Genomic DNA, 21,176 nt, shown 5'->3' with positions numbered 1-21,176 from the left:
TCTTCATCAATATTCAGTACATCTTGTACGGCAGGAACTTCCCGCTCATCACAATGCTGACCCGATCCCCCGCCGGGTTCGGCTCACGCTGCAGGTCCATCTTGAAATCGATCGCGCTCATGATCCCGTCGCCGAACTCTTCATGGATCAATTCCTTGAAGGTCGTGCCGTACACGCTGACCAGTTCGTAGAAGCGATAGATCAGCGGATCGGTCGGCAGCGAGGTCGGCAGCGACCCCTTGTACGGCACCACGCACAGCCACTTCTGCTCGGCATCGCTCAGCCCGAAGATCTCGCCGAGCACGCCGGCCTGCTGCGGCGTCAGCGTCATCTGGCCGAGGCAGGCGGCCGTCGTCCATTCCTTGCTCAGCCCGACCTTCGCGGCCACATCGGACCACTTCAGGCCCTGGGCCACCTTGGTGGCAATGATCTTCTCGGTGACTTCGAGGCGGCTCATGGCAATGCTCCTGTGGACGATGCAGCCGACGTAGCAACGATCGTGCTAGCCTGCCGCGCACCATGTCGATGCTGCTCGAACGTGACGACCTGCTGGCCGCGCTCGCGGCCCGGTTCGCGCTCGCCGCAACAGGGCATGGCGGCACCGTGCTGGTGTCCGGCGAGCCCGGCATCGGCAAGACCGCGCTGGTCGAACGCTTCATGCGCGACGCCGCGCCGCGCAGCCTGCTGTGGGGCGCCTGCGAGGCACTGTCGACGCCGCGGCCGTTCGGCCCGGTGCACGACCTCGCGCGCGACCTCGGCCCGGCGCTGCGCACGATGCTGGCGGGCCAGGCCGATCGCGGCCCGCTGTTCGCGGCGCTGCGCGACGCGTTGGCCCGCCTGCCCGCCCCGGTGCTGCTGGTCATCGAAGACCTCCACTGGGCCGATGCCGCCACGCTGGATCTCGTCAAGTTCCTCGGGCGCCGGCTCGCGCGCGACGCGGTGCTGATGCTGCTGACGCACCGCGACGACGAAGGCGCGATGGCGCTGCTGCGCCCGGTCTTCGCCGACCTGCCGCCCGCCGGCGTGACCCGCCTGGCGGTGCCCAGCCTCTCGCCCGCGGCCGTGCAGCACATGGCGGCCGCGGTGCAGCGCGATGGCCACGGCGTGCATGCCACCACCGGTGGCAACGCGTTCTTCGTCACGCAGGTGCTCGCCGATGCAGGCGGCGGCGTGCCGGCGACGGTGCGCGACGCGGTGCTCGGCCGCGCCGCGCAGCTCTCGCCCTCGGCCCGGCAGGTGCTGGACCTCGCGGCCACGGTGCCGCGCGCGATCGAACTGTCGTTGATCGACGCGGTGCTGTCGCCCGACGACGCCGACGTCGACGCCTGCCTGCTCGCCGGGCTGCTGGTCGCCGACGGCAGCACGCTGCGCTTCCGCCACGAGCTGGCCCGTGTCGCCGTCGAACAGGCGCTGCTGCCCACGCGGGCCCGCTCGCTGCATGCACGCTCGCTCGCGGCCTTGCAGCAGGCCGCTGCCCCGCCGTCGCTGGCCCGGCTGGTGCACCACGCGCTGCTCGCCGGCGACAGCGATGCGGTGCTGCGCCTCGCACCGCAGGCCGCCCGCGAGGCGGCCGCGCGCGGTGCGCGCCGAGAAGCTGCTGCCCACTGCCGCAGCGCGCTCGCGCTGGCCGATCGCCTCACCCACACCGACCACGCGACGCTGCTCGACACCTATGCGACGCACTGCTTCGAACTGAACGACCTCGCCGCCGCGATCCCGGCGCGCGAAGCCGCGCTCGCGCTGTTCGAGAAGACCGGCGACCTGCCGCGCCTGGTCGAGACGCTGGCCGCGCACACGATGCCGCTGGTGCGCGCGTTGCGCAACGCCGAGGCCGATGCCGCGAGCCGCCGCGCGATCGAGCTGGCTCACCGCCTGCCGCCCGGCCCGCCGCTGGCGCTCGCCTGCGCCACCGAGTCGTACCTGCGCATGCTGAACCGCGACCTCGACGACGCCGTCGCGTGGGGCGAACAGGCGATCGCGCTGGCGCGCCGCTTCGAGCTGCCGCAGATCCTGGCCGGCGCGCTGAAGACGGTCGGCGCCGCGCTGCTGTTCGTCGATGCCGCACGCGGCCGCGCGCTGCTGCAGCAGAGCCTGGGTATCGCGCGCACGCTGGACGATGGCGGGGCCGGCGTCGCCGAGGCGCTGCTGATGCTCGGCACCGCCTCGGGCGAGGTGCATGAGTTCGAGGCCGCCGATCGCGCTCTCGCCGACGGCATCGCCTTTGCCCGCGAGCGCGACCTCGATCGCCTCGCCGGCTACATGGAGGCGTGGCGCTCGCTCTGCGACATGTACCAGGGGCGCTGGGAGCTGGCCGGCGAGCGGGCGCACGCCGCGGTTCAGCGCGAGGCAGCAGGGTCCACCAACCGCTTGATGGCGCTGGTCGCGCTGGCCCGGTTGCGCAACCGCCGCGGCGACCCGGGCGCACAGCAGGTGCTCGACGAAGCGCTCGCGCTGGCACGGCAGAGCGGTACGCTGCAGCGCCTCGCGCCGGTGCATTGCGCGCGTGCCGAGGCCGCCTGGCATGCGCAGCAACCGGCCACGGTGCTGCAAGAGGTCGATGCCGTCTTCGCGCTGGCCGCGGCCCATCGCCACCCGTGGTTCATCGGCGAACTGGCGTTCTGGCGCTGGCGCGCGGGCGGCGAGGCGGTCGTGCCGCCCTACTGTGCCGCGCCACATGCATTGCAAATCGCCGGGCGCTGGCGCGAGGCCGCCGCCGCGTGGCGCGAACGTGGTTGCCCGTACGAAGAAGCGCGTGCGCTCGCCGATGGCGACGAAGCGGCGCAACGCGATGCGCTGGCCCTGCTCGACCGGCTCGGCGCGCGACCGCTGGCCGAGCAGCTGCGTGCCGGCATGCGCGCGGCCGGCATCGTCGCGGTACCGCGCGGCCCACGGCCGGCGACGCGGCGCAACGCGGCCGGCCTGACGGCGCGCGAGCTGCAGATCCTCGCGCTGATCGCCGAAGGCTTGCGCAATGCCGAGATCGCCGCGCGCCTTTCGCGCTCGACGCGCACCATCGATCACCACGTCGAGGCGATCCTCGCGAAGCTCGGCACGCCATCGCGCGCCGAGGCCACCGCGGCGGCGCGAGCGCTGGGCCTGCTCGCCGATCCGCGCCCAAACTAGGCAGGCGCGCCGCCCAAGATGGGCAGCGCCTGCCCTGTGCCGCGAGGCGCATGGATCTTAAGGTTGCACCACGGTCCGATGTCCGGGCCGATCGAACGCCACCAGGAGATCACCATGCCCCGCTACCTTGTCGAACGCAACTTCCCGACCGGCCTCTCGATCCCGATGGACGAGACCGGCAGCAAGGCCTGCCGCGCGGTCGTCGCCGGCAATGCCGAATCCGGCGTCACCTGGGTCCACTCCTACGTGAACCCGGACCGCAGCAAGACCTTCTGCATCTACGACGGCCCGTCGCCCGAAGCGATCCGCCAGTCGGCGAAACGCTCCGACCTGCCGGTCGGCGCGATCACCGAGGTGTCGGTGCTCGACCCGTACTTCTACCGTCCCTGAGCGGACAGCAAGGGCTTGGGGGAAGGCTGACAATGTCGGCCTTCTCCGCTGCAACGACCACGCGAAAGCCCCATGAGCTCCACCTTCGACACCTACCCCGACACCCGCCTGCTGATCGACAACCAATGGGTCGACGCCACCGGCGGCAAGACGCTGGACGTGCTGAACCCCGCCACCGGCGCGCCGATCGGCAAGGTGGCCCATGCGTCGATCGCCGACCTCGACCGCGCGCTGGCCGCCACGCAACGCGGTTTCGAGACCTGGCGCGCGACGCCGGCGCACGAACGCGGCAACCTGATGCGCCGCGCCGCCACGCTGCTGCGCGAACGCGCCGACGGCATCGCCCGCCTGATGACGCAGGAGCAGGGCAAGCCGCTCGCCGAAGCGCGCGTCGAGGTGATGGCCGGTGCCGACATCATCGACTGGTTCGCCGACGAGGGCCGCCGCGTCTACGGCCGCATCGTGCCGTCGCGCAACCTGAACGCGCAGCAGCTGGTGCTGAAGGAGCCGGTGGGCCCGGTCGCCGCCTTCACGCCGTGGAACTTCCCGATCAACCAGATCGTGCGCAAGCTCGGTGCGGCGCTCGCGAGCGGCTGCTCGTTCCTGGTGAAGGCGCCGGAGGAAACCCCGGCCTCGCCGGCGGCGCTGCTGGCCACCTTCGTCGACGCCGGCATCCCGGCCGGCGTGCTTGGCCTGGTGTTCGGCAACCCGGCCGAGATCTCGGCCTACCTGATCCCGCACGCCGTCATCCGCAAGGTCACCTTCACCGGCTCGACACCGATCGGCAAGGAGCTGGCTGCACTGGCCGGCCGTCACATGAAGCGCGTCACGATGGAGCTGGGCGGCCACGCGCCGGTGATCGTCGCCGACGACGCCGATGTCGCGCTCGCGGTCAAGGCCGCCGGCGGCGCGAAGTTCCGCAATGCAGGCCAGGTCTGCATCTCGCCGACCCGCTTCCTGGTGCACAGCAGCCTGAAGGATGCGTTCGCGCAGGCGCTGGTGCAGCACGCCGAGAAGCTCAAGCTCGGCGACGGCCTGGCCGAAGGCACCACGCTCGGCCCGCTGGCCAATGCGCGCCGGCTGGGCGCGATGGCCAAGGTGGTCGACGACGCCCGCAAGCGCGGCGCCACCGTCGCGACCGGCGGCGAGCGCGTCGGCAGCAGCGGCAACTTCTTCGCACCGACCGTGCTGGTCGACGTGCCGCTCGATGCCGACGTGTTCAACAACGAACCCTTCGGCCCGGTGGCCGCGATCCGCACCTTCGAGACGCTCGACGAGGCCATCACCGAAGCCAACCGCCTGCCGTTCGGCCTGGCCGGCTACGCCTTCACCCGCTCGATCAAGAACGCGCACCAGCTGGCGCAGCGCCTGGAACTCGGCATGCTGTGGATCAACCAGCCCGCCGCACCGGTGGCCGAGATGCCGTTCGGCGGCGTGAAGGATTCGGGCTACGGCACCGAAGGCGGCCCGGAGGCGATGGAGGCCTACCTGGTCACGAAGAGCGTGTCGATCATGGCTGTCTGATCGGCTTGACCTGAGCAGGACCCGGGGTCTGCCCGACCCCGAGGTTCATCGCGTTCAGGATGTCGCCGTTGTCCTGTGACAGCTCCCACGCGAAGACGCCCGCCAGCCCGTGCGCGACCGCGAAGCGGCCCTTGCGCCGCACGCTGCGCGGGTCGTCGTAGCCGATCATCTGCTGCGTGCTTGCATTCCACAGCGTGTACGACTGCGTCTTGCGGTCGTACACCGCTTTCCAGCCCTGCGTGCCGACTCCCTTCGGTCCGAGCCAGCCGTCGGCCAGTTCGCGGTAGGTGATGTCACCCTCCTTGCCGGGGAACACGCCGGTGCGCGGCACGCCGTTGAAGCCGTTCGGCCCCGGCCCCTTCACGCCGGCGAAGCCACGGCCGTACATCGCGACGCCGGCCACCAGCTTGTTCGCCGGCACGCCGGCCTTCGTCATCACCCGCACCGCGCCTTCGAGGCTGTCGTTCGAGTCGGGCGTCGGGCTCGCGAGCGGCGTGTGGTGGCCGGCCAGCGGCGTCCAGCCGCCGGCGAAGTCGTAGGTCATCATGAAGACGAGGTCCATCACCTTGGCCGCGGCGGCGTGGTTCACCTTGGTCGCGAGTGATTCGGTGGTGTTGACCGCGGCGGTCAGCAGGTAGCGCCGGCCGGTCTGCGCGGCCAGGCCGTCGAGCGCGTGGCGCAAGTCGACCATCAACTCGGCGTACCCCTGCCCGTCGGCCGGCGTGCCGAGCGCGACACCGTTGGCGCTGCCGTTCGACGTGGGGTGCTCCCAGTCGATGTCGATGCCGTCGAAGGCCGGGTGCGTCTGCAGGAACTGCGCGACGGAGGCGGTGAACACCGCGCGCCGCGCCGGGTCGTTCGCGAGGTGGAAGAACGGGTCCGAGCCGCCCCAGCCGCCGACCGATGCCAGCACCTTGGTCCGCGGCGCTCGCTGCTTGAAGCGGGCGAAGACGGCGTCGAATTCATCGTCGCGTTTCGAGGTGGCGAGCTGGAAATCGGCCTTGCCTTCGCAGGCCGCCGCATCCTGCGGCAGCTGGCCCGGGCCGCACAGGTGCAGGAAGGCGTAGAGCAGGTGCGTCAGGTTGCCGGCGGGCACGCGGTCGAGCAGGTCTTGCGGCTGCCAGTTCGGCACGTAGACGCCGACGACCTTGCCGCTGGTCGGCGTGAACGGGTGGTGCTGCCCGGTGAAGGGCGGCACCGGCTCGGCGGCCGGCGCGGCGCTGGCCATCAGGGTCAGCGTTGCGGCCAGGGCCATCATCCATCGCGATCGGGTCATCGTCAGTCTCGTCGAGTGGGGTGGAAGAAGTCAGGCACGGCACGCCGCGTCGGTGCGCGCGAGCGCCGCATCGATCCAGCGCCGCAGCGCGGCGGTCGACAGCGCGGTCGGCACCGAGCGCAGCAGCATCCGGTAGACCGCGCCGCGCGTGACCTTGACGCGCCGCGACGGCTCGAGCCAGCCCGGCGAAGTGAGCAGCAGTTCGAGCGACGCGAGCCCGAGCATCAGCGGCCACAGCGACGCGAGCCGCAGGCGCAGGCTGCCGGCGGGAATGCGCAGCACGTAGTCGGCGCCGTCGCGGTAGCCGGCCAGCGCCTGCGCGCTCAGCTCGACCAGCAGCGGCCGGGCGGCCGCGCGGCGCGACGGATCGGACAGGTCGGCGACTGTCAGGCCCCGCTGCGCGAGCAGCTCGGCGGGCAGGTAGCAGCGGCCGTTGGCGAGGTCTTCGGCGGCGTCGCGCAACACGTTCGTCAGCTGCAATGCCTGGCCGTAGGCGATGCCTTTCGCGACCATCGCGTCGCGCGGCCAGGCCTGCAGCTCGGGCCGGTGGCGCATCGCGATGTCGGTCCAGAACTCGCCGACGCAGCCGGCCACCATGTAGGTGTAGCGGTCGAGCTCGGCGCGGGTCTGCAGCGGTACCGGCGCGCCGGCGCGGCCGTGCTCGAAGTGCTGCAGGTCGAAGCACATGCCGTCGGTCAGCGTCGTCACGACGCGGCGGATGTCGGCGGTGTCGACGGGCGCCTGCTGGCGCAGCAGGTCGAGGGCCTCGGGCAGCGCGGTCATCAGCGCGGCCTCGCCGGCATCGGTCGGGTTGCCGGCGTCGATGGGTTGCGCAGGCCGCGTGCCGGCCACCTGCTCACGCCACGACTGCAACTGCGCGAGCCGTTGCGGCGCCGGGCGGCCGGGGGTGTCGGCGATGGTGTCGGCCGCGCGCGCGAGCAGGTAGGCCAGGCTGACCGGCGCGCGCAGGCCCGGCGGCAGCATGCGCAGGCTCAGGTAGAACGATCGGGAGACGCGCTTCAGCAGCGCGCCGAGCAGCGTGTCGGCAGGAACGGGCATGGGCTGGCAATGTAGCCGCAATGCGGCGTGCACCGGCTCAACCCGAGGACTTGAACACCCCGAACAACCGCCCGATGCGGCCGGCGATGCCGCGCTCGCCGGACGACACCTTGATCAGCGGGCTGGTCGGCCGGTTGCCGAACGGGTCGGCGGTCTGCACGCCGCGCGTCGCGGCGGTGCCCGCGCGCGCCGGGGCGGCACGCGGCGCAACAACCGGTGCAGCGGCCGGCGCCGCGCTGGTCGGCACCGTCATGCGCGCCGCGGCGCGGGCCACCACATCGGCCTTCGCCGCTTCCTGCCAGGCCTTCTCGACCCACGCGAGGATCGGCTGCCACTGCATCAGGTCGGCCTCGACCTTGGCGGGCGGCAGGTCGAACAGCGTCGCGCCCTGCTCGACGCAGCGCACATAGGCCTGGGTCTCGCGCAACGCGCCGAGGTACGGAAATTTCGATTGCGCCGCCCACTCGGCCATCGTCTCGGCGGCCTTGGTGCGCGCATCGAGCCGCATGCCGACCATCGCGACCTTGCAGCGGCCGCTGGCCACGCGCGGCAGCGTGTGAAGTTCTTCGTAGCAGGCGGCCGCGGATTCGCGGTCGAAGAGCGAATGGCACACCGGCATCACGATCATGTCGGCATACATCACCACACGGGCGAGTTCGCTGTCGCGCAGACCACCAGGGGTGTCGATCACGACGTGGCTGATGCCGGACGGGGGGCGCAGCACGCTGCGCGGGTCGACGGCCCATCCGACCACCGGCGCGCCCTGCGCCACCGGCTGCTCGGCGCGGCGCTTCAGCCATGCGAGCGACGATTGCTGCCGATCGACGTCGCCGAGCATCACCTTCATCCCCTGGCGCGCGCAATAGCCGGCAAGGTGGGTCGCCAGTGTGCTCTTGCCACTGCCTCCCTTGCGATTGATGACGGCTACCACACGCATGGACGATGAAACCCGGAGTCCTGCCAGAACGGCCCCCGATTACATCACCGAAGCGCTTGCGCCGGGCGGCGTACAAGCCACCTTTCACCCTGTTCACGTTTGGATACCCGCGGCGTTGCGGCCGCGCTGAAACCGGTGCCAGCCGTTTTCAATGGACGGTTCAATGCACGGCCGTGCGGGCCAACGCCTCGCCATCCGGCACGAAGGCATGCAGTTGCGTCGCCGGCAGCTCGAAGCTGACGGTGTCGCCGAGCTTCAGTGACTCGTCGGTCACCTTCGCGAGCAGCGGTGGCTCAGCGTCATGCCAGGTCACGTAGGCGTAACTGAATTCGCCGAGGTGCTCCAGGTGGGTGATCTGGCCGCGGCCCTCCCCCTGGCCGAGCTGCACGTGCTCCGGGCGCACGCCGAGCGTCAGATCGCTGCCCGCGGCGACGCGCGACCCATCGACCGCCGCGCTGCCGGCCAGGCCGCTCGGCAATCGCCAGCCGAGCCGGGCGGCATCGCCCGAGACGGCGACGGCCGGCAGGAAGTTCATCGACGGCGAGCCGATGAAGCCGGCGACGAAGCGGTTCTGCGGCCGGTGGTACAGGTCGAGCGGCCTGCCGATCTGCGCGACGCTCAGCAGGCCCTTGGCCGCGGCGTCGGGGCGCAGCAGCACGATCTTGTCGGCCAGCGTCATCGCCTCGACCTGGTCGTGCGTCACGTAGACCATGCTGACGTTGCCGAGCTTGCGGTGCAGTCGCGCGATCTCGACGCGGGTGTTGATGCGCAGCGCCGCATCGAGGTTGGACAGCGGCTCGTCGAACAGGAACACCTTCGGCTGGCGCACGATCGCGCGGCCGATCGCGACGCGCTGGCGCTGGCCGCCGGAGAGCTGGCGCGGCTTGCGTTCGAGCAGCGCCTCGAGCTTCAGCATCGCGGCGGCCTCGGCCACGCGGCGCTCGATCTCGGGCTCGGGCAGCTTGTGGTGGCGCAGCCCGAAGGCCATGTTCTCGTGCACCGACATGTGCGGGTACAGCGCATAGCTCTGGAACACCATCGCGACATTGCGCTGCGCGGGGGGCAGCTCGTTGACGACCTGGCCGTCGATCACGATCTCGCCGCCGCTCACGTCGTCGAGGCCGGCGATCAGGCGCAGCAGCGTCGACTTGCCGCAGCCCGACGGGCCGATGAAGACGCAGAACTCGCCGGGGGCGATCGTCAGGTCGACGTCGTTGAGGATCGCGACGTTGGCGAAGCTCTTGCGGACCTTGCGGAGTTGGATCTGGGACATGGGGATTCCTTCACATCATTGCTGCGCGAACACCGCCTCTTGCGGCTCCAGCACGATCTCGGCGCCGTCGATGCGGCCGCCGAAACCGTGGCCGTCGACCGCCTGCCACGCGACGGCCAGCCCATGCGCCAAACGCGCCGGGCGGTCCGACAGGTTGAAGGCGCACAGCAGCTGACCCGCACCCTCCCCGCGCGTGAACGCGACCACCTGGTCATGCGCCGGCAGTAGCGCCATCGCGCCCTGGCGCAGCGCCGGCTGCGTCGCGCGCCAGTTCAGGAACGCCCGGTAGCGGTTCAGCACCGACACCGGCTGCGGCGCTTGCGCATCGACCGCGCGCTGGCGCTGGCCGTCCGGCACCGGCAGCCACGGCGCACCGGTCGTGAAGCCTGCGTTCGGCGCCGCGGCCGACCATGGCATCGGTGTGCGGCAGCCGTCGCGGCCGACGAACTCCGGCCACATCTCCTTGCCGTACGGGTCCTGGATCTGCTCGTACGGGATCACCGCCTCGGCCAGCCCCAGCTCCTCGCCCTGGTACAGGCAGATCGACCCGCGCAGCGAGCCGAGCAGCCCGACCAGCAGCGGCGCAACGCGTTCGGCCGGGCCGAGCCCCGCCCAGCGCGTGACGACGCGCACCACGTCGTGGTTGTTCAGCGCCCAGCACACCCAGGCGTCGCCGGCCTCGGCCAGCATCTCGGCCAGCACCGAATGCACGTAGCGCGGCTCATGCCGCTCGGTCATCAGGTTGAAGGTGTAGGCCATGTGCAGCCGCGCGCCGGTGGTGTAGGCGCGCAGCGTGGCGTACTCGTTGTCGTCGCCGATCTCGCCGATGGTGGTGATGCCCGGGTAGCGATCGCACAGCGCGCGGAAGCGCTGCAGGAAGGCCAGGTTCTCCGGCTGCGTCTTGTCGAACAGGTGGCTTTGCCGCGCATACGGGTTGGCGCGCGGCACGCCGACCGCGAACTGCCCGGCCGGCTGCGGCGGGTTCGAGCGCAGCTGCTGGTCGTGGAAGTAGAAGTTGACGGTGTCGAGCCGGAAGCCGTCGACGCCGCGCTCGAGCCAGAACTTCGCGGCGTCGAGCACCGCGTCCTGCACCTGGGGGTGGTGGAAGTTCAGGTCCGGCTGCGAGGCCAGGAAGTTGTGCATGAAGTACTGCTGCCGCTTCGTCTCCCACTGCCAGGCGCTGCCGCCGAACAGCGACAGCCAGTTGTTCGGCGGCGAGCCGTCGGGTTGCGGATCGACCCACACATACCAGTCGGCCTTCGGGTTGTGGCGGCTCGCGCGGCTCTCGACGAACCACGGGTGGTCCTTCGAGGTGTGGCTGATCACGAGGTCGATCAGGATCCTGATCTTCAGCGCATGCGCGCGGGCGACGAGCGCATCGAAATCGGCCAGCGTGCCGAACATCGGGTCGACATCGCAGTAGTCGGTGACGTCGTAGCCGAAGTCGCGCATCGGCGAGCGGAAGAACGGCGAGATCCAGATCGCGTCGGCGCCGAGCGACGCGATGTGGTCGAGCCGCTGCGTGATGCCGGCGAGGTCGCCGACGCCGTCGCCGTTGCTGTCCTGGAAGCTGCGCGGGTAGACCTGGTAGATGCAGGCGCCGGCCCACCAGTCGGATGGAGTTGTCATGGTCGTGTCGTTCAAAAAGGGAATCAGCCTTTGACGGAACCGGCGGTCAGGCCGGCGACGATCTGCCGTTGAAAATAGACCACCAGCCCGATGAGTGGCAAGGTGACGATCACCGAAGCCGCCATGATGGCCCCCCACGGCGCCTCGTAGCCGTTGCCGGCGCTGACCAGCGCGATCGCGACCGGCACGGTGCGCTGCTCGGTGCTGATCGTGAAGGTCAGCGCGAACAGGAACTCGTTCCACGCGGCGATGAAGGCAAGCAGCCCGGTGGCCACCATCGCCGGCCACAGCAGCGGCATGAAGATGCGGAAGATCAGCGTGAAGACGCCGAGGCCGTCCATCATCGCGGCCTCTTCGATCTCTTTCGGCAGCTGGCGCATGAAGGTGACGAGCACCCACACGGTGAACGGCAGCGTGATGACGAGGTCGGCGAGCAGCAACGCGCCGAGGTGGTCGTAGAGGCCGAACGCCTGCACCAGCTCGAACATGCCCGACAGCACCGCGACCTGCGGAAACATCGACGCCGACAGCACGGTCAGCATCAGCGTGCCGCGCCCACGGAAGCTGACGCGCGACAGCGCCCACGCGGCCGGCAGGCTCAACGCAAGCGACAGCGCGACGACGCCACCGGCGACGAAGGCCGAGTTCAGCAGGTTGCGGGCGAACGGCTGGTCGCGGAACAGGCTGGCGTAGTTGACGAGGGTCGCGTGCGCCGGCCACAGCTCGGGCGAGAACAGCGCGGTGCCCTGCTTCAGCGAGGTGGACACCGCGTACAGCAGCGGGAACAGCGAGACGAACAGCAGCAGAGCGGCCGAGGCGTAGTACAGCGCCGACATCGCCGGCGTGCGCTTGTGGATGCTGGGGCCGTTCATGACGAAGCCTCCTCGACGCCGCGGCGCGTGGCGCCGAGGTACACGATGGTGACGAGCGCGATCATGAAGAACAGCACCGTGGCCGACGCCGAGCCGAAGCCGACCTGCTGGAAATCGATGAGCTGTTCGCGCACGTAGATCGACATGCTCTTGGTGGCGCGGCTGTTGGAGGTCATCACGTAGATCACGTCGAACACGCGCAATGCGTCGAGGGTGCGAAACACGACGGCGACCGCGACGCCGGGCACGATCAGCGGCAGCGTGATGCGGGTGAACACGCGCCAGGTCGGCACGCCGTCGACCTTGGCGGCCTCGTAGCAATCGAGCGGCACCATCTGCAGCGCGGCGAGGATCAGCAGCGCCATGAACGGCGTGGTCTTCCAGACGTCGACCATCACGACGGTGAAGAGCGAGAGCGTGGGGTCGGCCGTCCAGGCGAGCGGCGCGGCGATGAGGCCGAACGCCAGCAGGTAGTGGTTCACGACGCCGAACTGGTCGTGCAGCATCCAGCTCCAGATGCGCGCCGACACGACGGTGGGAATGGCCCACGGCACCAGCATCGCGGCGCGCAGCAGCGTGCGCAGCCGCGACGGCTGGTTGACGACCAGCGCGACGCCGAGGCCGAGCACGGTCTCGAGCGTGACCGACAGCAATGCGAACGCGCCGGTGACGCCGACGGCCCGCCACCAGTCGGGATCGCGCAGCACGCCGTATTCACCGCCGTAGTTCTCGAGCCCGATGAATTTCCATTCGTCGAGGTGGGCGAGCGACGCATCGGTGAGGCTGAACCACAAGGTGCGGGCGAGCGGCCAGCCGGCGACGGCCAGCAGCACGACCAGCATCGGGGTGAGCATCCACCAGGCCCAGCGCACGCGTTGTCTTGTCAGGCCTGACATATCAGTGTTTCCTTCACGCCGAGAATCACCGTTCGGACTGAGCTTGTCGAAGGCCTTTGCGCGCGGCACCCACCCTTCGACGGACGGGCTTCGACAGGCTCAGCCCTGCTCAGGGCGAACGGAGGGAAGTGGGGACCGAAGGTCGATGGAGAGTATTCAGTTCCACCGCCCCCCGCGCCCGATCTGATTCAGGCGCTGATCGAGCTTCGCAACCGCCTCCTCAGGCTTGGCACTGCGCGACAGCACCTCGTGCGCCGCATTCCAGAACTCGTTGCTCACCTGGTTGTAGCGCGAAGCCGTCACAGTGGCCGGCCGCGGCACCGCACTCGCGAACGTGCCGGCCAACTGGCTCATGAACGGGTTCGCGGCGACCACGTCCTTGTCCTGGTACAGCGTCGACACCGTCGGGTTGAACGAACCCTTCAGCGCCCGCTCCTTCTGCACCTCGGCGCTCGTCATGTACATCACCAGGTCGGCCGCCAACGCCGCGTTCTTCGAGTACTTCGACACCGCCAGTTGCTGGCCGCCCAGCGCTGCCGCGTTCGAACCCGCATCACCACCCTTCGGCAGCACGGCCACGCCGACCTTGTTCTTGATCGGGCTGTCGTCACGCTGCGCCAGCGACCAGGCGTACGGCCAGTTGCGCATGAAGACCGCGTTGCCAGCCTGGAACACGCCGCGCGATTCTTCCTCGGCATAGTTCAGCACGGCCGTCGGCGAGATCGTGCCGACCCATGAGGCTGCCATCGCCAGCGCCTTCGCGGTCGCCGGGTTCTTCACCGACACCTTGCCCGCCGCATCGACGATCGTGCCGCCGCCGTAGCTCGACACCCACTCCAGCGCATTGCAGGTCAGGCCCTCGTAGGCCCGGCCCTGCCACACGTAGCCCCACATCTTGTCGTTGCCCGCCGCGCGCTCGGCCGACTGGATCTTCTGCGCGGTGTCCGTCAGCTGCTCCCACGTGAGCGGCACCTTCAGACCGTGCTTCTCGAGCAGGTCCTTGCGGTAGTACAGCAGCCCGGCGTCGATGAACCACGGCATCGCGACCAGCTTGCCCTGCACGCTGCCGTTGGCCACCATCGACGGGAAGTGCGTCTTCTCGACGCCCTTGGTGTACGGCTTCAGGTCCAGGAAGTGCGAACCGAGGATGCCCGGCCACACCACGTCGACCTGGAACACGTCGATCTTGTCGGACTGCGAACCCAGCACCTGCTGGTACAGCGCCAGCCGCTCGCTCGCATCGTTCGGCGTCGAGACCACCTCGACGGTGTGGCCGGCCTTCTTGGCCCAGGCCTCGGCCGCGCTCTTGCACAGCTCAAGCTCCTGGCCGACAGCCCCGCACGAGATCTTCAGCGTGGCGGCCTGCGCGGCCGCCGTCGCGATCAACGAAAAGCCGGCCGCAGCCAGCGCCAGGATCAGGCGTCTTTGCATCATGGTTTGTCTCCATCTGTTGTGGTTCGGGCCGGATCGAGTCCGGCTCCTGGGCGGCATTACAGCGGCCACCCGCCCGGCCAGGATGTCGACCATGAACGACACCCCTGCCGGCTTTGTCATCTTTGAAACATGGCGACGGTGAGCGGACGGCAGCAATCCACGCATCCCCCGAACGAAGGTGTCGCGCCGTGCGCACGCTCACCTGCCACTGGCTACCATGGACGCCACGCGTGCGCTCCTGCGCACTCCCCAGCCTGAGGCCACCCCGTGTTTGAAACCATCATCGCCGGCACCGTGCTCCTGGTCTGCGCCATCCTGCTGGTGCGCCTGACGCTCAGCGTGCGCCGACGAATGCAATTCGATTTCCTGATGCAGCGCTGGTGGGCCATGCTGGCCGGCACCTGGCTGCGGCTGTGGCGCTGGCCGGCCGCGCGCCGCGAGGCGAACCGTGAAGCGCGCGACGCGATCGAGCGGGCCCGCGGCGGAGAATGGGACGGCAACGTGTACCGCCCGAAATCCTTCCGCAAGCCCCGCAAACCGCATTGATGTTCATGACCGACTCCTTTTCTGCCACCCCGTCCGCCGCCCCGCCCCGCATCGCGCTGATCGCCCACGACCACAAGAAGGACACGATGGTCGAACTGGCCCGCGAGTACCTGGGCTTCCTGCAAGGCTGCACGCTGGTCGCCACCGGCACCACCGGCAGCCGGCTGCACGACCAGCTCGGGCTGACGGTGCAGCGCATGCTGAGCGGCCCGCTCGGCGGTGACCTGCAGATCGGCGCGAAGCTGGCACAGGGCGAGATCGACCTGGTGGTGTTCCTGCGCGACCCGATGACGCCGCAGCCGCACGAGCCCGACATCAACGCGCTGGTGCGCGCCTGCGACGTGCACGACGTGCCCTGCGCGACCAACCTGTCGACGGCGCGGCTGGTGCTGGCCAGGCTGTCGGAAAGGCGCTGAAGGCTTCGGGCACGTGGATTGCCCCATTCCGTACGGGCCGATGCCCGCAGGAGTGTTCCATGTGCCAGCTTTCAGAGCGTCCCGACGCCCGCCGCCGCCGGGTCGAAGGCCCGTCGCGGGACCCGCGTGATCACGCGGGACTGGAGCGGCCCGCCGCCCATCCGAAAGGCGCCCGGTCGGACAAGCCCCACGCCGATCGCGCACCGGCAAACCGTGCCGGCTGAATTGCCGCTCAGGCCCTCACGAGCCTGAGGCGCGTGATCTCCGACGGCGCGCCCAGCCGCTTCGGCGGCCCCCAGTAGCCGGTCCCCCGGCTCACGTAGACCCACAGCGCGCCCAGCCGGTGCAGCCCGGCGACGAACGGCTGCTGCAGCGGCACGAACAGGTTCCACGGCAGGAACTGCCCGCCGTGCGTGTGCCCCGACAGCTGCAGGTCGAAACCCGCCTCGGCCGCAGCCGCCGCGCTGCGCGGCTGGTGCGCCAGCAGCACCTTCGCATGCGCTTCATCCGACGCGCCGCGCATCGCCCGCGCCGGATCGCTGCGCTGCCCCTCGTCGAAATGGTGCGCGCCGAAATCGGTCACGCCCGCCAGCAGCAAGCGCCCCGCGCCATGCTTCAGCAGCAGGTGCTCGTTCATCAGCACCGTGATGCCGAGCCGCCGCAGCTCGGCCACCCAGGCCGGCGCACCGGAGTAGTACTCGTGGTTGCCGGTGACCGCGAACACGCCGTGCCGCGCCTGCAGCCGCCCGAGCGGCGCGGTGTGTTCCGACAGCTCCGGCACCCGCCCGTCGACCAGGTCGCCGGTCAGCGCCATCACGTCGGCGTCCAGCGCATTCGCCGCATCGACCACGCGGTCGACAAACCCCTTGCGGATCGTCGGCCCGACGTGCAGGTCGCTGATCTGCACCAGCGTGAAACCCTCCAGCGCGGGCGGCAGATCGGTGATCGGCACGTCGACACGCCGCACGCCAGGCCGGCGCCGCGCGTTCAGCAGCCCCAGCAGGCTCGCGAGCAAGGCCAGCGCCGGCACCGCGAGCGCCGACAACTGAAGCACCGACGCCGGGATCGCCGCCGCGCCGGTCGCCAAGCTCCACCCGCCCCAGGCCAGCAGCACCGCATCGCGCCCGAGCGTCAGGACCAGCAGCGTCGAGAAGAACCCCATCGCGATCAACCCGGCCCAGGCCAGCACCCCGGTAGCCGCGCGCCGCCCGAGGATCGGGCTCGCGGCCGACAGCACCAGCACGAACAGCGCGGCCAGCAGGGCCACGCCCACCCAGCCCCACGGCGCGGGCAGCCCACCCAGCAGGCGCGACCCGATGTAGGCGTGGAAGGCGGCCAGCAAGGCCACCGGAAACAAGCGGATTGACATGGTGGGACCTGTCCCGGAACGGGATGGAAGCGGGCAATCCCCGCAGATGGGGCCGCCGCGCGCCATCTCAACACAACCCCTGTCCCGGAAATCCAGGAAAACCCGGGCCTTTCAACGCAACAAAGTACAGCCCTTGGCGGGGTCCGTACCAAATCCCTCAAAGGCATACGTCTATCGTTGCGGCTGCGGACGTGGCGCACCACGTCGCATCAGTTCGACAACGATGGAGACACAGATGACAAACAAGACTGCAGTGGTTCTGGCTATTGGCGCGCTCGGCGTCGTGGCGGCCACGTCTTCGCACGCCACCGACCTCGTGATCGCGACCGTCAACAACGGCCACATGATCGAGATGCAGAAGCACACCAAGGACTTCGAAAAGGCGAACCCCGGCATCACGCTGAAGTGGGTCACGCTCGAAGAAGGCGTGCTGCGCCAGCGCGTCACCACCGACATCGCCACCAAGGGCGGCCAGTTCGACGTGATGACGATCGGCCTGTACGAAGCCCCCATCTGGAGCAAGAAGGGCTGGCTGAAGGAGATCAAGACCGATGCCGCCTACGACGTCGACGACCTGCTGCCGGCGATCCGCAGCGGCCTGTCGCTGGACGGCAAGCTGTATGCGGCGCCGTTCTACGGCGAAAGCTCGATGACGATGTACCGCGACGACCTCGTCAAGGCCAAGGGCCTGACGATGCCGGCCAACCCGACCTGGACGCAGATGGCCGACATCGTCTCGAAGATCCACGACCCGGCCAAGGGCGTGTACGGCCTGTGCCTGCGCGGCAAGCCGGGCTGGGGCGACAACATGGCCTTCCTGACGACGATGGTCAACACCTACGGCGGCCAGTGGTTCGACATGAGCTGGAAGCCGCAGATCGACACCAAGCCCTGGAAGGACGCGATCGGCCAGTACGTCGACCTGATGAAGAAGTACGGCCCGCCCGGCGCGTCGGCCAACAGCTTCAACGAGAACCTCGCGCTCTTCAACGAAGGCAAGTGCGGCGTGTGGATCGACGCGACGATCGCCGCGTCGTTCATCAGCGACCCGAAGCAGTCGAAGGTGGCCGACAAGGTCGCCTTCACGCAGGCACCGCAGGCCGTCACGCCGAAGGGCGCGAACTGGCTGTGGTCGTGGAACCTGGCGATCCCCGCCTCGTCGCAGAAGGCCGATGCCGCGCAGAAGTTCATCACCTGGGCGACGTCGAAGGAGTACATCAACCTGATCGCGCAGAGCTCCGGCTGGCACACCGTGCCGACCGGCACCCGCAAGTCGACCTACGCGAACCCGGAGTTCCAGAAGGTCGCGAAGTTCGCGGTCGAGGAGCAGAAGGCGATCAACAGCGCCAACCCGAACGACAGCACGTTGCCGAAGTCGCCGTACGTCGGCGTGCAGTACGCGGCCATTCCGGAGTTCCAGGCGATCGGCATCGCGGTCGGTCAGCAGATGAGCGCGGCCTTGTCGGGCAAGGTCACCGTGGACCAGGCCCTGAAGACCTCGCAAACCGCCGCCGAGCGTGAAATGACCAAGGGCGGCTACTTCAAGAAGTAAATGACGACCCCTCGGTCGGCGGGTACGTCGACCGATCCCCCGAGGGGATGCGGGCCGGCTTGGGGCGGCCCGGCGCTCGGCCCGCTCCTCTCCGGCCGACATCCAAAAGAGGTCCATGTCATGAGCCGATTCCTGCCCCGCGCGCTGATGGCGCCGGCGGTCACCACGCTGTTCCTGTGGATGATCGTCCCGCTGGTGATGACCATCTGGTTCTCGCTGGTGCACTACAACCTGATGCAGCCCGGCGACAAGACCTTCGTCGGCATCGAGAACTTCCACTACTTCATCACCGACCCGGACTTCTGGCCGGCGGTGCTGCAGACGCTCGAACTGCTCGGCGCGGTGATCGTGATCACCGTCGTGCTGGGCGTGGGCCTGGCGCTGCTGGTCAACGAGCCCTTCCCCGGCCAGGGCATCGTGCGCGTGCTGCTGATCTCGCCCTTCTTCGTGATGCCCACGGTGAACGCGCTGCTGTGGAAGCACATGATGATGAACCCGATCTACGGGGTGCTCGCGCATGTGTGGCACTTCTTCGGCGCGACACCGGTCGACTGGATGACCGACCTACCGCTGTTCTCGGTGATCCTGATGCTGTCGTGGCAGTGGCTGCCGTTCGCCTGCCTGATCTTCATCACCTCGCTGCAGTCGCTCGACCGCGAGCAGATGGAAGCCGCCCGCATGGACGGCGCCAATGCGCTGCACCAGTTCTGGTACCTGACGCTGCCGCACCTGGGCCGCTCGATCGCGGTCGTCGTGATGATCGAGATGATCTTCCTGATGAGCGTGTTCGCCGAGATCTTCACCACCACCGGCGGCGGCCCGGGCAACGAGAGCACCAACCTCGCGTTCCTGATCTTCAAGCAGGCGCTGATGAACTTCGATGTCGGCGTGGCCTCGGCCGGCGCGCTGTTCGCCGTCGTGCTCGCCAACATCGCGGCGGTGTTCCTGATCCGCATGGTCGGCAAGAACCTGGACTGACGCCATGAGCACCACCTACCCCAACGGCTTTCCGTACGTCCGCACCTTCTTCGCGTGGGCGATCGCGCTGTTGCTGTTCTTCCCGCTGCTGTGGCTCGGGCTGACGGCGTTCAAGACCGAGATGCAGGCGATCGCGGTGCCGCCGCAGCTGTTCTTCACGCCCACGCTGTCGAGCTTCGTCGAGGTGCAGGTGCGCAGCGACTACCTGCTGTACGCCAAGAACTCGCTGATCACGAGCGTGGTCTCGACCGTGCTCGGGCTGCTGATCGCGGCACCCGCGGCCTACTCGATGGCCTTCTTCCGCACCAGGCGCACCCGCGACATCCTGATGTGGATGCTGTCGACCAAGATGATGCCGGCGGTCGGCGCGCTGGTGCCGGTGTACGTGATGGCGCAGACCACCGGCATGCTCGATTCGCTGACGGCACTGATCATCGTGTTCACGCTGTCGAACCTGCCGATCATGGTGTGGATGCTCTACAGCGCCTTCAAGGAGGTGCCCAACGACATCCTCGAGGCGGTGCGGCTCGACGGCGCGACCGTGTGGGACGAGTTCCGCCACGTGATCCTGCCGCTGACGATGGGCGGCATCGCGTCGACCGGGCTGCTGTGCCTGGTGCTGGCGTGGAACGAGGCCTTCTGGTCGCTGAACCTGACCTCGGCCAACGCCGGCACGCTGGCCGCGCTGATCGCGTCGTACTCCAGTCCCGAGGGCCTGTTCTGGGCCAAGTTGTCGGCCGCGTCGCTGCTGGCCATCGCTCCCATCATCGTCTTCGGCTGGTTCAGCCAGAAGCAACTCGTCCAAGGCCTGACCTTCGGCGCCGTCAAGTAAGGAGACCCCATGTCATTCCTCGAACTCAAGGGCATCGTCAAGGAATTCGGGCCGGTGCGCACCATCAAGGGCATCGACCTGCAGATCGAGAAGGGCGAGTTCATCGTCTTCGTCGGACCGTCCGGCTGCGGCAAGTCGACGCTGCTGCGGCTGATCGCCGGGCTCGAGGCCACCACGCAAGGCTCGATCCAGCTCGACGGCCGCGACATCACCAACGTGCCCTCGGCCAAGCGCGACCTCGCGATGGTGTTCCAGTCGTACGCGCTGTACCCGCACATGACGGTGTTCGACAACATGTCGTTCGCGCTGAAACTCGCCAAGGTCGACGTGGCGACGCGCCAGCAGAAGGTCGAGCGCGCCGCGAAGATCCTGAACCTGACGCAGTACCTGCAGCGCACGCCGAAGGAGCTGTCGGGCGGCCAGCGCCAGCGGGTCGCGATCGGCCGCGCGATCGTGCGCGCGCCCAAGGTCTTCCTGTTCGACGAACCGCTGTCGAACCTCGACGCCGCGCTGCGCGGCCAGACGCGCGTCGAGATCGCGAGCCTGCACCGCGACCTCGGCGCGACCACCATCTACGTGACGCACGACCAGGTCGAGGCGATGACGCTGGCCGACCGCGTGGTGGTGCTGCGCGACGGGCTGATCGAGCAAGTCGGCACGCCGCTGGAGCTGTACGACCACCCGGCCAACCAGTTCGTCGCGCAGTTCATCGGCACGCCGCAGATGAACGTCGTGAAGACGGCCGCCGTGCCCGAGCTGACACGCCTGGCCGGCGCCCGCCTGCCGGCCGACGGCGCGGTCGGGGTGCGGCCCGAATACGTGCGCATCGTGGCGCCGGGCAACGGCCTGGCGGCGCGCGTGGAGCTGATCGAATCGCTCGGCTCCGACACGCTGATCCACACCCGCATCGGCGAGGGCAGCAGCGGCGTGCCGCTGATCTCGCGCCAGAGCGAGCGCACCACCCTCAAGCCGGGCGACAGCGTCGGCATCAGCTTCGACGCGACCGCCCTTCACATCTTCGACGCCCAGGGACGGACGCTGCGCCCGCTGCAGCAGGCCGCCTAGCGATG

General features: G+C 69.3%; 19 protein-coding genes. 9 read left to right on the top strand and 10 right to left on the bottom strand.

Annotation, left to right across the window (positions count from 1 at the left end; all coding sequences use genetic code 11):
* Positions 1 to 13: 13 nt before the first annotated feature.
* Entirely contained in the window at positions 14 to 457 is a 444-nt protein-coding gene (cynS, locus tag BUE42_RS20130; RefSeq protein WP_073467071.1) for a cyanase, read from the bottom strand.
* A 62-nt stretch (positions 458 to 519) separates the two neighbouring features.
* On the opposite strand from cynS, the gene BUE42_RS20125 reads away from it, so the two are divergent.
* From BUE42_RS20125 to BUE42_RS20115, 3 genes are all read left to right on the top strand, one after another.
* Positions 520 to 3,123, top strand: a complete 2,604-nt coding sequence (locus BUE42_RS20125; RefSeq protein ID WP_083614315.1) for an ATP-binding protein — start codon at positions 520 to 522, stop codon at positions 3,121 to 3,123.
* A gap of 114 nt (positions 3,124 to 3,237) precedes the next feature.
* Positions 3,238 to 3,513 carry a DUF4242 domain-containing protein gene (locus BUE42_RS20120; protein WP_073467117.1) on the top strand — a complete coding sequence of 92 codons (276 nt, stop codon included), beginning with the start codon at positions 3,238 to 3,240 and terminating at the stop codon, positions 3,511 to 3,513.
* 72 nt (positions 3,514 to 3,585) lie between these two features.
* Positions 3,586 to 5,037 (top strand): NAD-dependent succinate-semialdehyde dehydrogenase, encoded by a 1,452-nt coding sequence (locus BUE42_RS20115; protein WP_073467070.1) that lies wholly within the window; start codon positions 3,586 to 3,588, stop codon positions 5,035 to 5,037.
* Here the strand turns inward: BUE42_RS20115 and BUE42_RS20110 are convergent.
* The 8 genes from BUE42_RS20110 to BUE42_RS20075 form a co-directional block, all read right to left on the bottom strand.
* The gene (locus tag BUE42_RS20110) at positions 5,024 to 6,313 is read right to left on the bottom strand and encodes a glycoside hydrolase family 18 protein (RefSeq protein WP_083614313.1); all 1,290 of its coding nucleotides are present in this window, start codon (positions 6,311 to 6,313) and stop codon (positions 5,024 to 5,026) included. The genes BUE42_RS20115 and BUE42_RS20110 overlap by 14 nt on opposite strands.
* Positions 6,314 to 6,343: 30 nt before the next feature.
* Positions 6,344 to 7,372, bottom strand: a complete 1,029-nt coding sequence (locus BUE42_RS20105) for a phytoene/squalene synthase family protein (RefSeq protein ID WP_073467068.1) — start codon at positions 7,370 to 7,372, stop codon at positions 6,344 to 6,346.
* A gap of 37 nt (positions 7,373 to 7,409) precedes the next feature.
* A complete protein-coding gene (locus BUE42_RS20100) occupies positions 7,410 to 8,309 on the bottom strand; it encodes a ParA family protein (RefSeq protein ID WP_073467067.1) in 900 nt (299 codons plus the stop codon).
* A 160-nt stretch (positions 8,310 to 8,469) separates the two neighbouring features.
* Entirely contained in the window at positions 8,470 to 9,582 is a 1,113-nt protein-coding gene (locus BUE42_RS20095) for an ABC transporter ATP-binding protein (protein ID WP_073467066.1), read from the bottom strand.
* A 15-nt stretch (positions 9,583 to 9,597) separates the two neighbouring features.
* Complete coding sequence (locus BUE42_RS20090) at positions 9,598 to 11,211, bottom strand: alpha-glucosidase (RefSeq protein WP_073467116.1); 1,614 nt, start codon at positions 11,209 to 11,211, stop codon at positions 9,598 to 9,600.
* A 23-nt stretch (positions 11,212 to 11,234) separates the two neighbouring features.
* The gene (locus BUE42_RS20085) at positions 11,235 to 12,083 is read right to left on the bottom strand and encodes a carbohydrate ABC transporter permease (RefSeq protein WP_200798999.1); all 849 of its coding nucleotides are present in this window, start codon (positions 12,081 to 12,083) and stop codon (positions 11,235 to 11,237) included.
* The gene (locus tag BUE42_RS20080; RefSeq protein WP_073467065.1) at positions 12,080 to 12,979 is read right to left on the bottom strand and encodes a carbohydrate ABC transporter permease; all 900 of its coding nucleotides are present in this window, start codon (positions 12,977 to 12,979) and stop codon (positions 12,080 to 12,082) included. Before BUE42_RS20080 ends, BUE42_RS20085 begins: the two co-directional genes overlap by 4 nt.
* Positions 12,980 to 13,135: 156 nt before the next feature.
* The gene (locus BUE42_RS20075; RefSeq protein WP_235002479.1) at positions 13,136 to 14,413 is read right to left on the bottom strand and encodes an ABC transporter substrate-binding protein; all 1,278 of its coding nucleotides are present in this window, start codon (positions 14,411 to 14,413) and stop codon (positions 13,136 to 13,138) included.
* A gap of 267 nt (positions 14,414 to 14,680) precedes the next feature.
* Between BUE42_RS20075 and BUE42_RS20070 the strand changes: the two genes are divergently transcribed.
* The gene (locus BUE42_RS20070; protein ID WP_073467064.1) at positions 14,681 to 14,959 is read left to right on the top strand and encodes a hypothetical protein; all 279 of its coding nucleotides are present in this window, start codon (positions 14,681 to 14,683) and stop codon (positions 14,957 to 14,959) included.
* Between the two features lie 5 nt (positions 14,960 to 14,964).
* Positions 14,965 to 15,375 carry a methylglyoxal synthase gene (locus BUE42_RS20065; protein ID WP_073467113.1) on the top strand — a complete coding sequence of 137 codons (411 nt, stop codon included), beginning with the start codon at positions 14,965 to 14,967 and terminating at the stop codon, positions 15,373 to 15,375.
* Positions 15,376 to 15,607: 232 nt separating this feature from the next.
* Here the strand turns inward: BUE42_RS20065 and BUE42_RS20060 are convergent, their stop codons facing one another.
* Positions 15,608 to 16,744: a metallophosphoesterase gene (locus tag BUE42_RS20060; protein ID WP_073467063.1), complete on the bottom strand. Its 1,137-nt coding sequence runs from the start codon at positions 16,742 to 16,744 to the stop codon at positions 15,608 to 15,610.
* A gap of 235 nt (positions 16,745 to 16,979) precedes the next feature.
* On the opposite strand from BUE42_RS20060, the gene BUE42_RS20055 reads away from it, so the two are divergent.
* The 4 genes from BUE42_RS20055 to BUE42_RS20040 all read left to right on the top strand — a co-directional run bounded on the left by BUE42_RS20055 (position 16,980) and on the right by BUE42_RS20040 (position 21,171).
* Positions 16,980 to 18,296 carry an ABC transporter substrate-binding protein gene (locus BUE42_RS20055; RefSeq protein WP_073467112.1) on the top strand — a complete coding sequence of 439 codons (1,317 nt, stop codon included), beginning with the start codon at positions 16,980 to 16,982 and terminating at the stop codon, positions 18,294 to 18,296.
* A 120-nt stretch (positions 18,297 to 18,416) separates the two neighbouring features.
* Positions 18,417 to 19,274: a carbohydrate ABC transporter permease gene (locus BUE42_RS20050; protein WP_047584944.1), complete on the top strand. Its 858-nt coding sequence runs from the start codon at positions 18,417 to 18,419 to the stop codon at positions 19,272 to 19,274.
* A 4-nt stretch (positions 19,275 to 19,278) separates the two neighbouring features.
* Positions 19,279 to 20,106 (top strand): carbohydrate ABC transporter permease, encoded by an 828-nt coding sequence (locus BUE42_RS20045; protein WP_073467062.1) that lies wholly within the window; start codon positions 19,279 to 19,281, stop codon positions 20,104 to 20,106.
* Positions 20,107 to 20,115: 9 nt separating this feature from the next.
* On the top strand, positions 20,116 to 21,171 hold the full coding sequence (locus BUE42_RS20040) for an ABC transporter ATP-binding protein (RefSeq protein ID WP_073467061.1): 1,056 nt from the start codon (positions 20,116 to 20,118) through the stop codon (positions 21,169 to 21,171).
* The last annotated feature ends 5 nt before the right edge of the window (positions 21,172 to 21,176 follow it).

It is taken from the genome of Rhizobacter sp. OV335 (assembly GCF_900142965.1).
In the GTDB taxonomy this organism is placed as follows: Bacteria; Pseudomonadota; Gammaproteobacteria; order Burkholderiales; family Burkholderiaceae_C; genus Rhizobacter.
This window is presented reverse-complemented; position numbering and strand designations above follow the sequence as displayed.

Excerpts from the sequence above, each read along its gene's own strand:
- BUE42_RS20125 (WP_083614315.1), top strand. The coding sequence starts at position 520 with ATGTCGATGCTGCTCGAACGTGACGACCTGCTGGCCGCGCTCGCGGCC.
- cynS (WP_073467071.1), bottom strand. The coding sequence starts at position 457 with ATGAGCCGCCTCGAAGTCACCGAGAAGATCATTGCCACCAAGGTGGCC.
- BUE42_RS20055 (WP_073467112.1), top strand. The coding sequence starts at position 16,980 with ATGACAAACAAGACTGCAGTGGTTCTGGCTATTGGCGCGCTCGGCGTC.
- BUE42_RS20090 (WP_073467116.1), bottom strand. The coding sequence starts at position 11,211 with ATGACAACTCCATCCGACTGGTGGGCCGGCGCCTGCATCTACCAGGTC.
- BUE42_RS20085 (WP_200798999.1), bottom strand. The coding sequence starts at position 12,083 with ATGAACGGCCCCAGCATCCACAAGCGCACGCCGGCGATGTCGGCGCTG.
- BUE42_RS20110 (WP_083614313.1), bottom strand. The coding sequence starts at position 6,313 with ATGACCCGATCGCGATGGATGATGGCCCTGGCCGCAACGCTGACCCTG.
- BUE42_RS20045 (WP_073467062.1), top strand. The coding sequence starts at position 19,279 with ATGAGCACCACCTACCCCAACGGCTTTCCGTACGTCCGCACCTTCTTC.
- BUE42_RS20065 (WP_073467113.1), top strand. The coding sequence starts at position 14,965 with ATGACCGACTCCTTTTCTGCCACCCCGTCCGCCGCCCCGCCCCGCATC.
- BUE42_RS20075 (WP_235002479.1), bottom strand. The coding sequence starts at position 14,413 with ATGATGCAAAGACGCCTGATCCTGGCGCTGGCTGCGGCCGGCTTTTCG.
- BUE42_RS20105 (WP_073467068.1), bottom strand. The coding sequence starts at position 7,372 with ATGCCCGTTCCTGCCGACACGCTGCTCGGCGCGCTGCTGAAGCGCGTC.
- BUE42_RS20040 (WP_073467061.1), top strand. The coding sequence starts at position 20,116 with ATGTCATTCCTCGAACTCAAGGGCATCGTCAAGGAATTCGGGCCGGTG.
- BUE42_RS20060 (WP_073467063.1), bottom strand. The coding sequence starts at position 16,744 with ATGTCAATCCGCTTGTTTCCGGTGGCCTTGCTGGCCGCCTTCCACGCC.
- BUE42_RS20115 (WP_073467070.1), top strand. The coding sequence starts at position 3,586 with ATGAGCTCCACCTTCGACACCTACCCCGACACCCGCCTGCTGATCGAC.
- BUE42_RS20095 (WP_073467066.1), bottom strand. The coding sequence starts at position 9,582 with ATGTCCCAGATCCAACTCCGCAAGGTCCGCAAGAGCTTCGCCAACGTC.
- BUE42_RS20050 (WP_047584944.1), top strand. The coding sequence starts at position 18,417 with ATGAGCCGATTCCTGCCCCGCGCGCTGATGGCGCCGGCGGTCACCACG.
- BUE42_RS20120 (WP_073467117.1), top strand. The coding sequence starts at position 3,238 with ATGCCCCGCTACCTTGTCGAACGCAACTTCCCGACCGGCCTCTCGATC.
- BUE42_RS20080 (WP_073467065.1), bottom strand. The coding sequence starts at position 12,979 with ATGTCAGGCCTGACAAGACAACGCGTGCGCTGGGCCTGGTGGATGCTC.
- BUE42_RS20100 (WP_073467067.1), bottom strand. The coding sequence starts at position 8,309 with ATGCGTGTGGTAGCCGTCATCAATCGCAAGGGAGGCAGTGGCAAGAGC.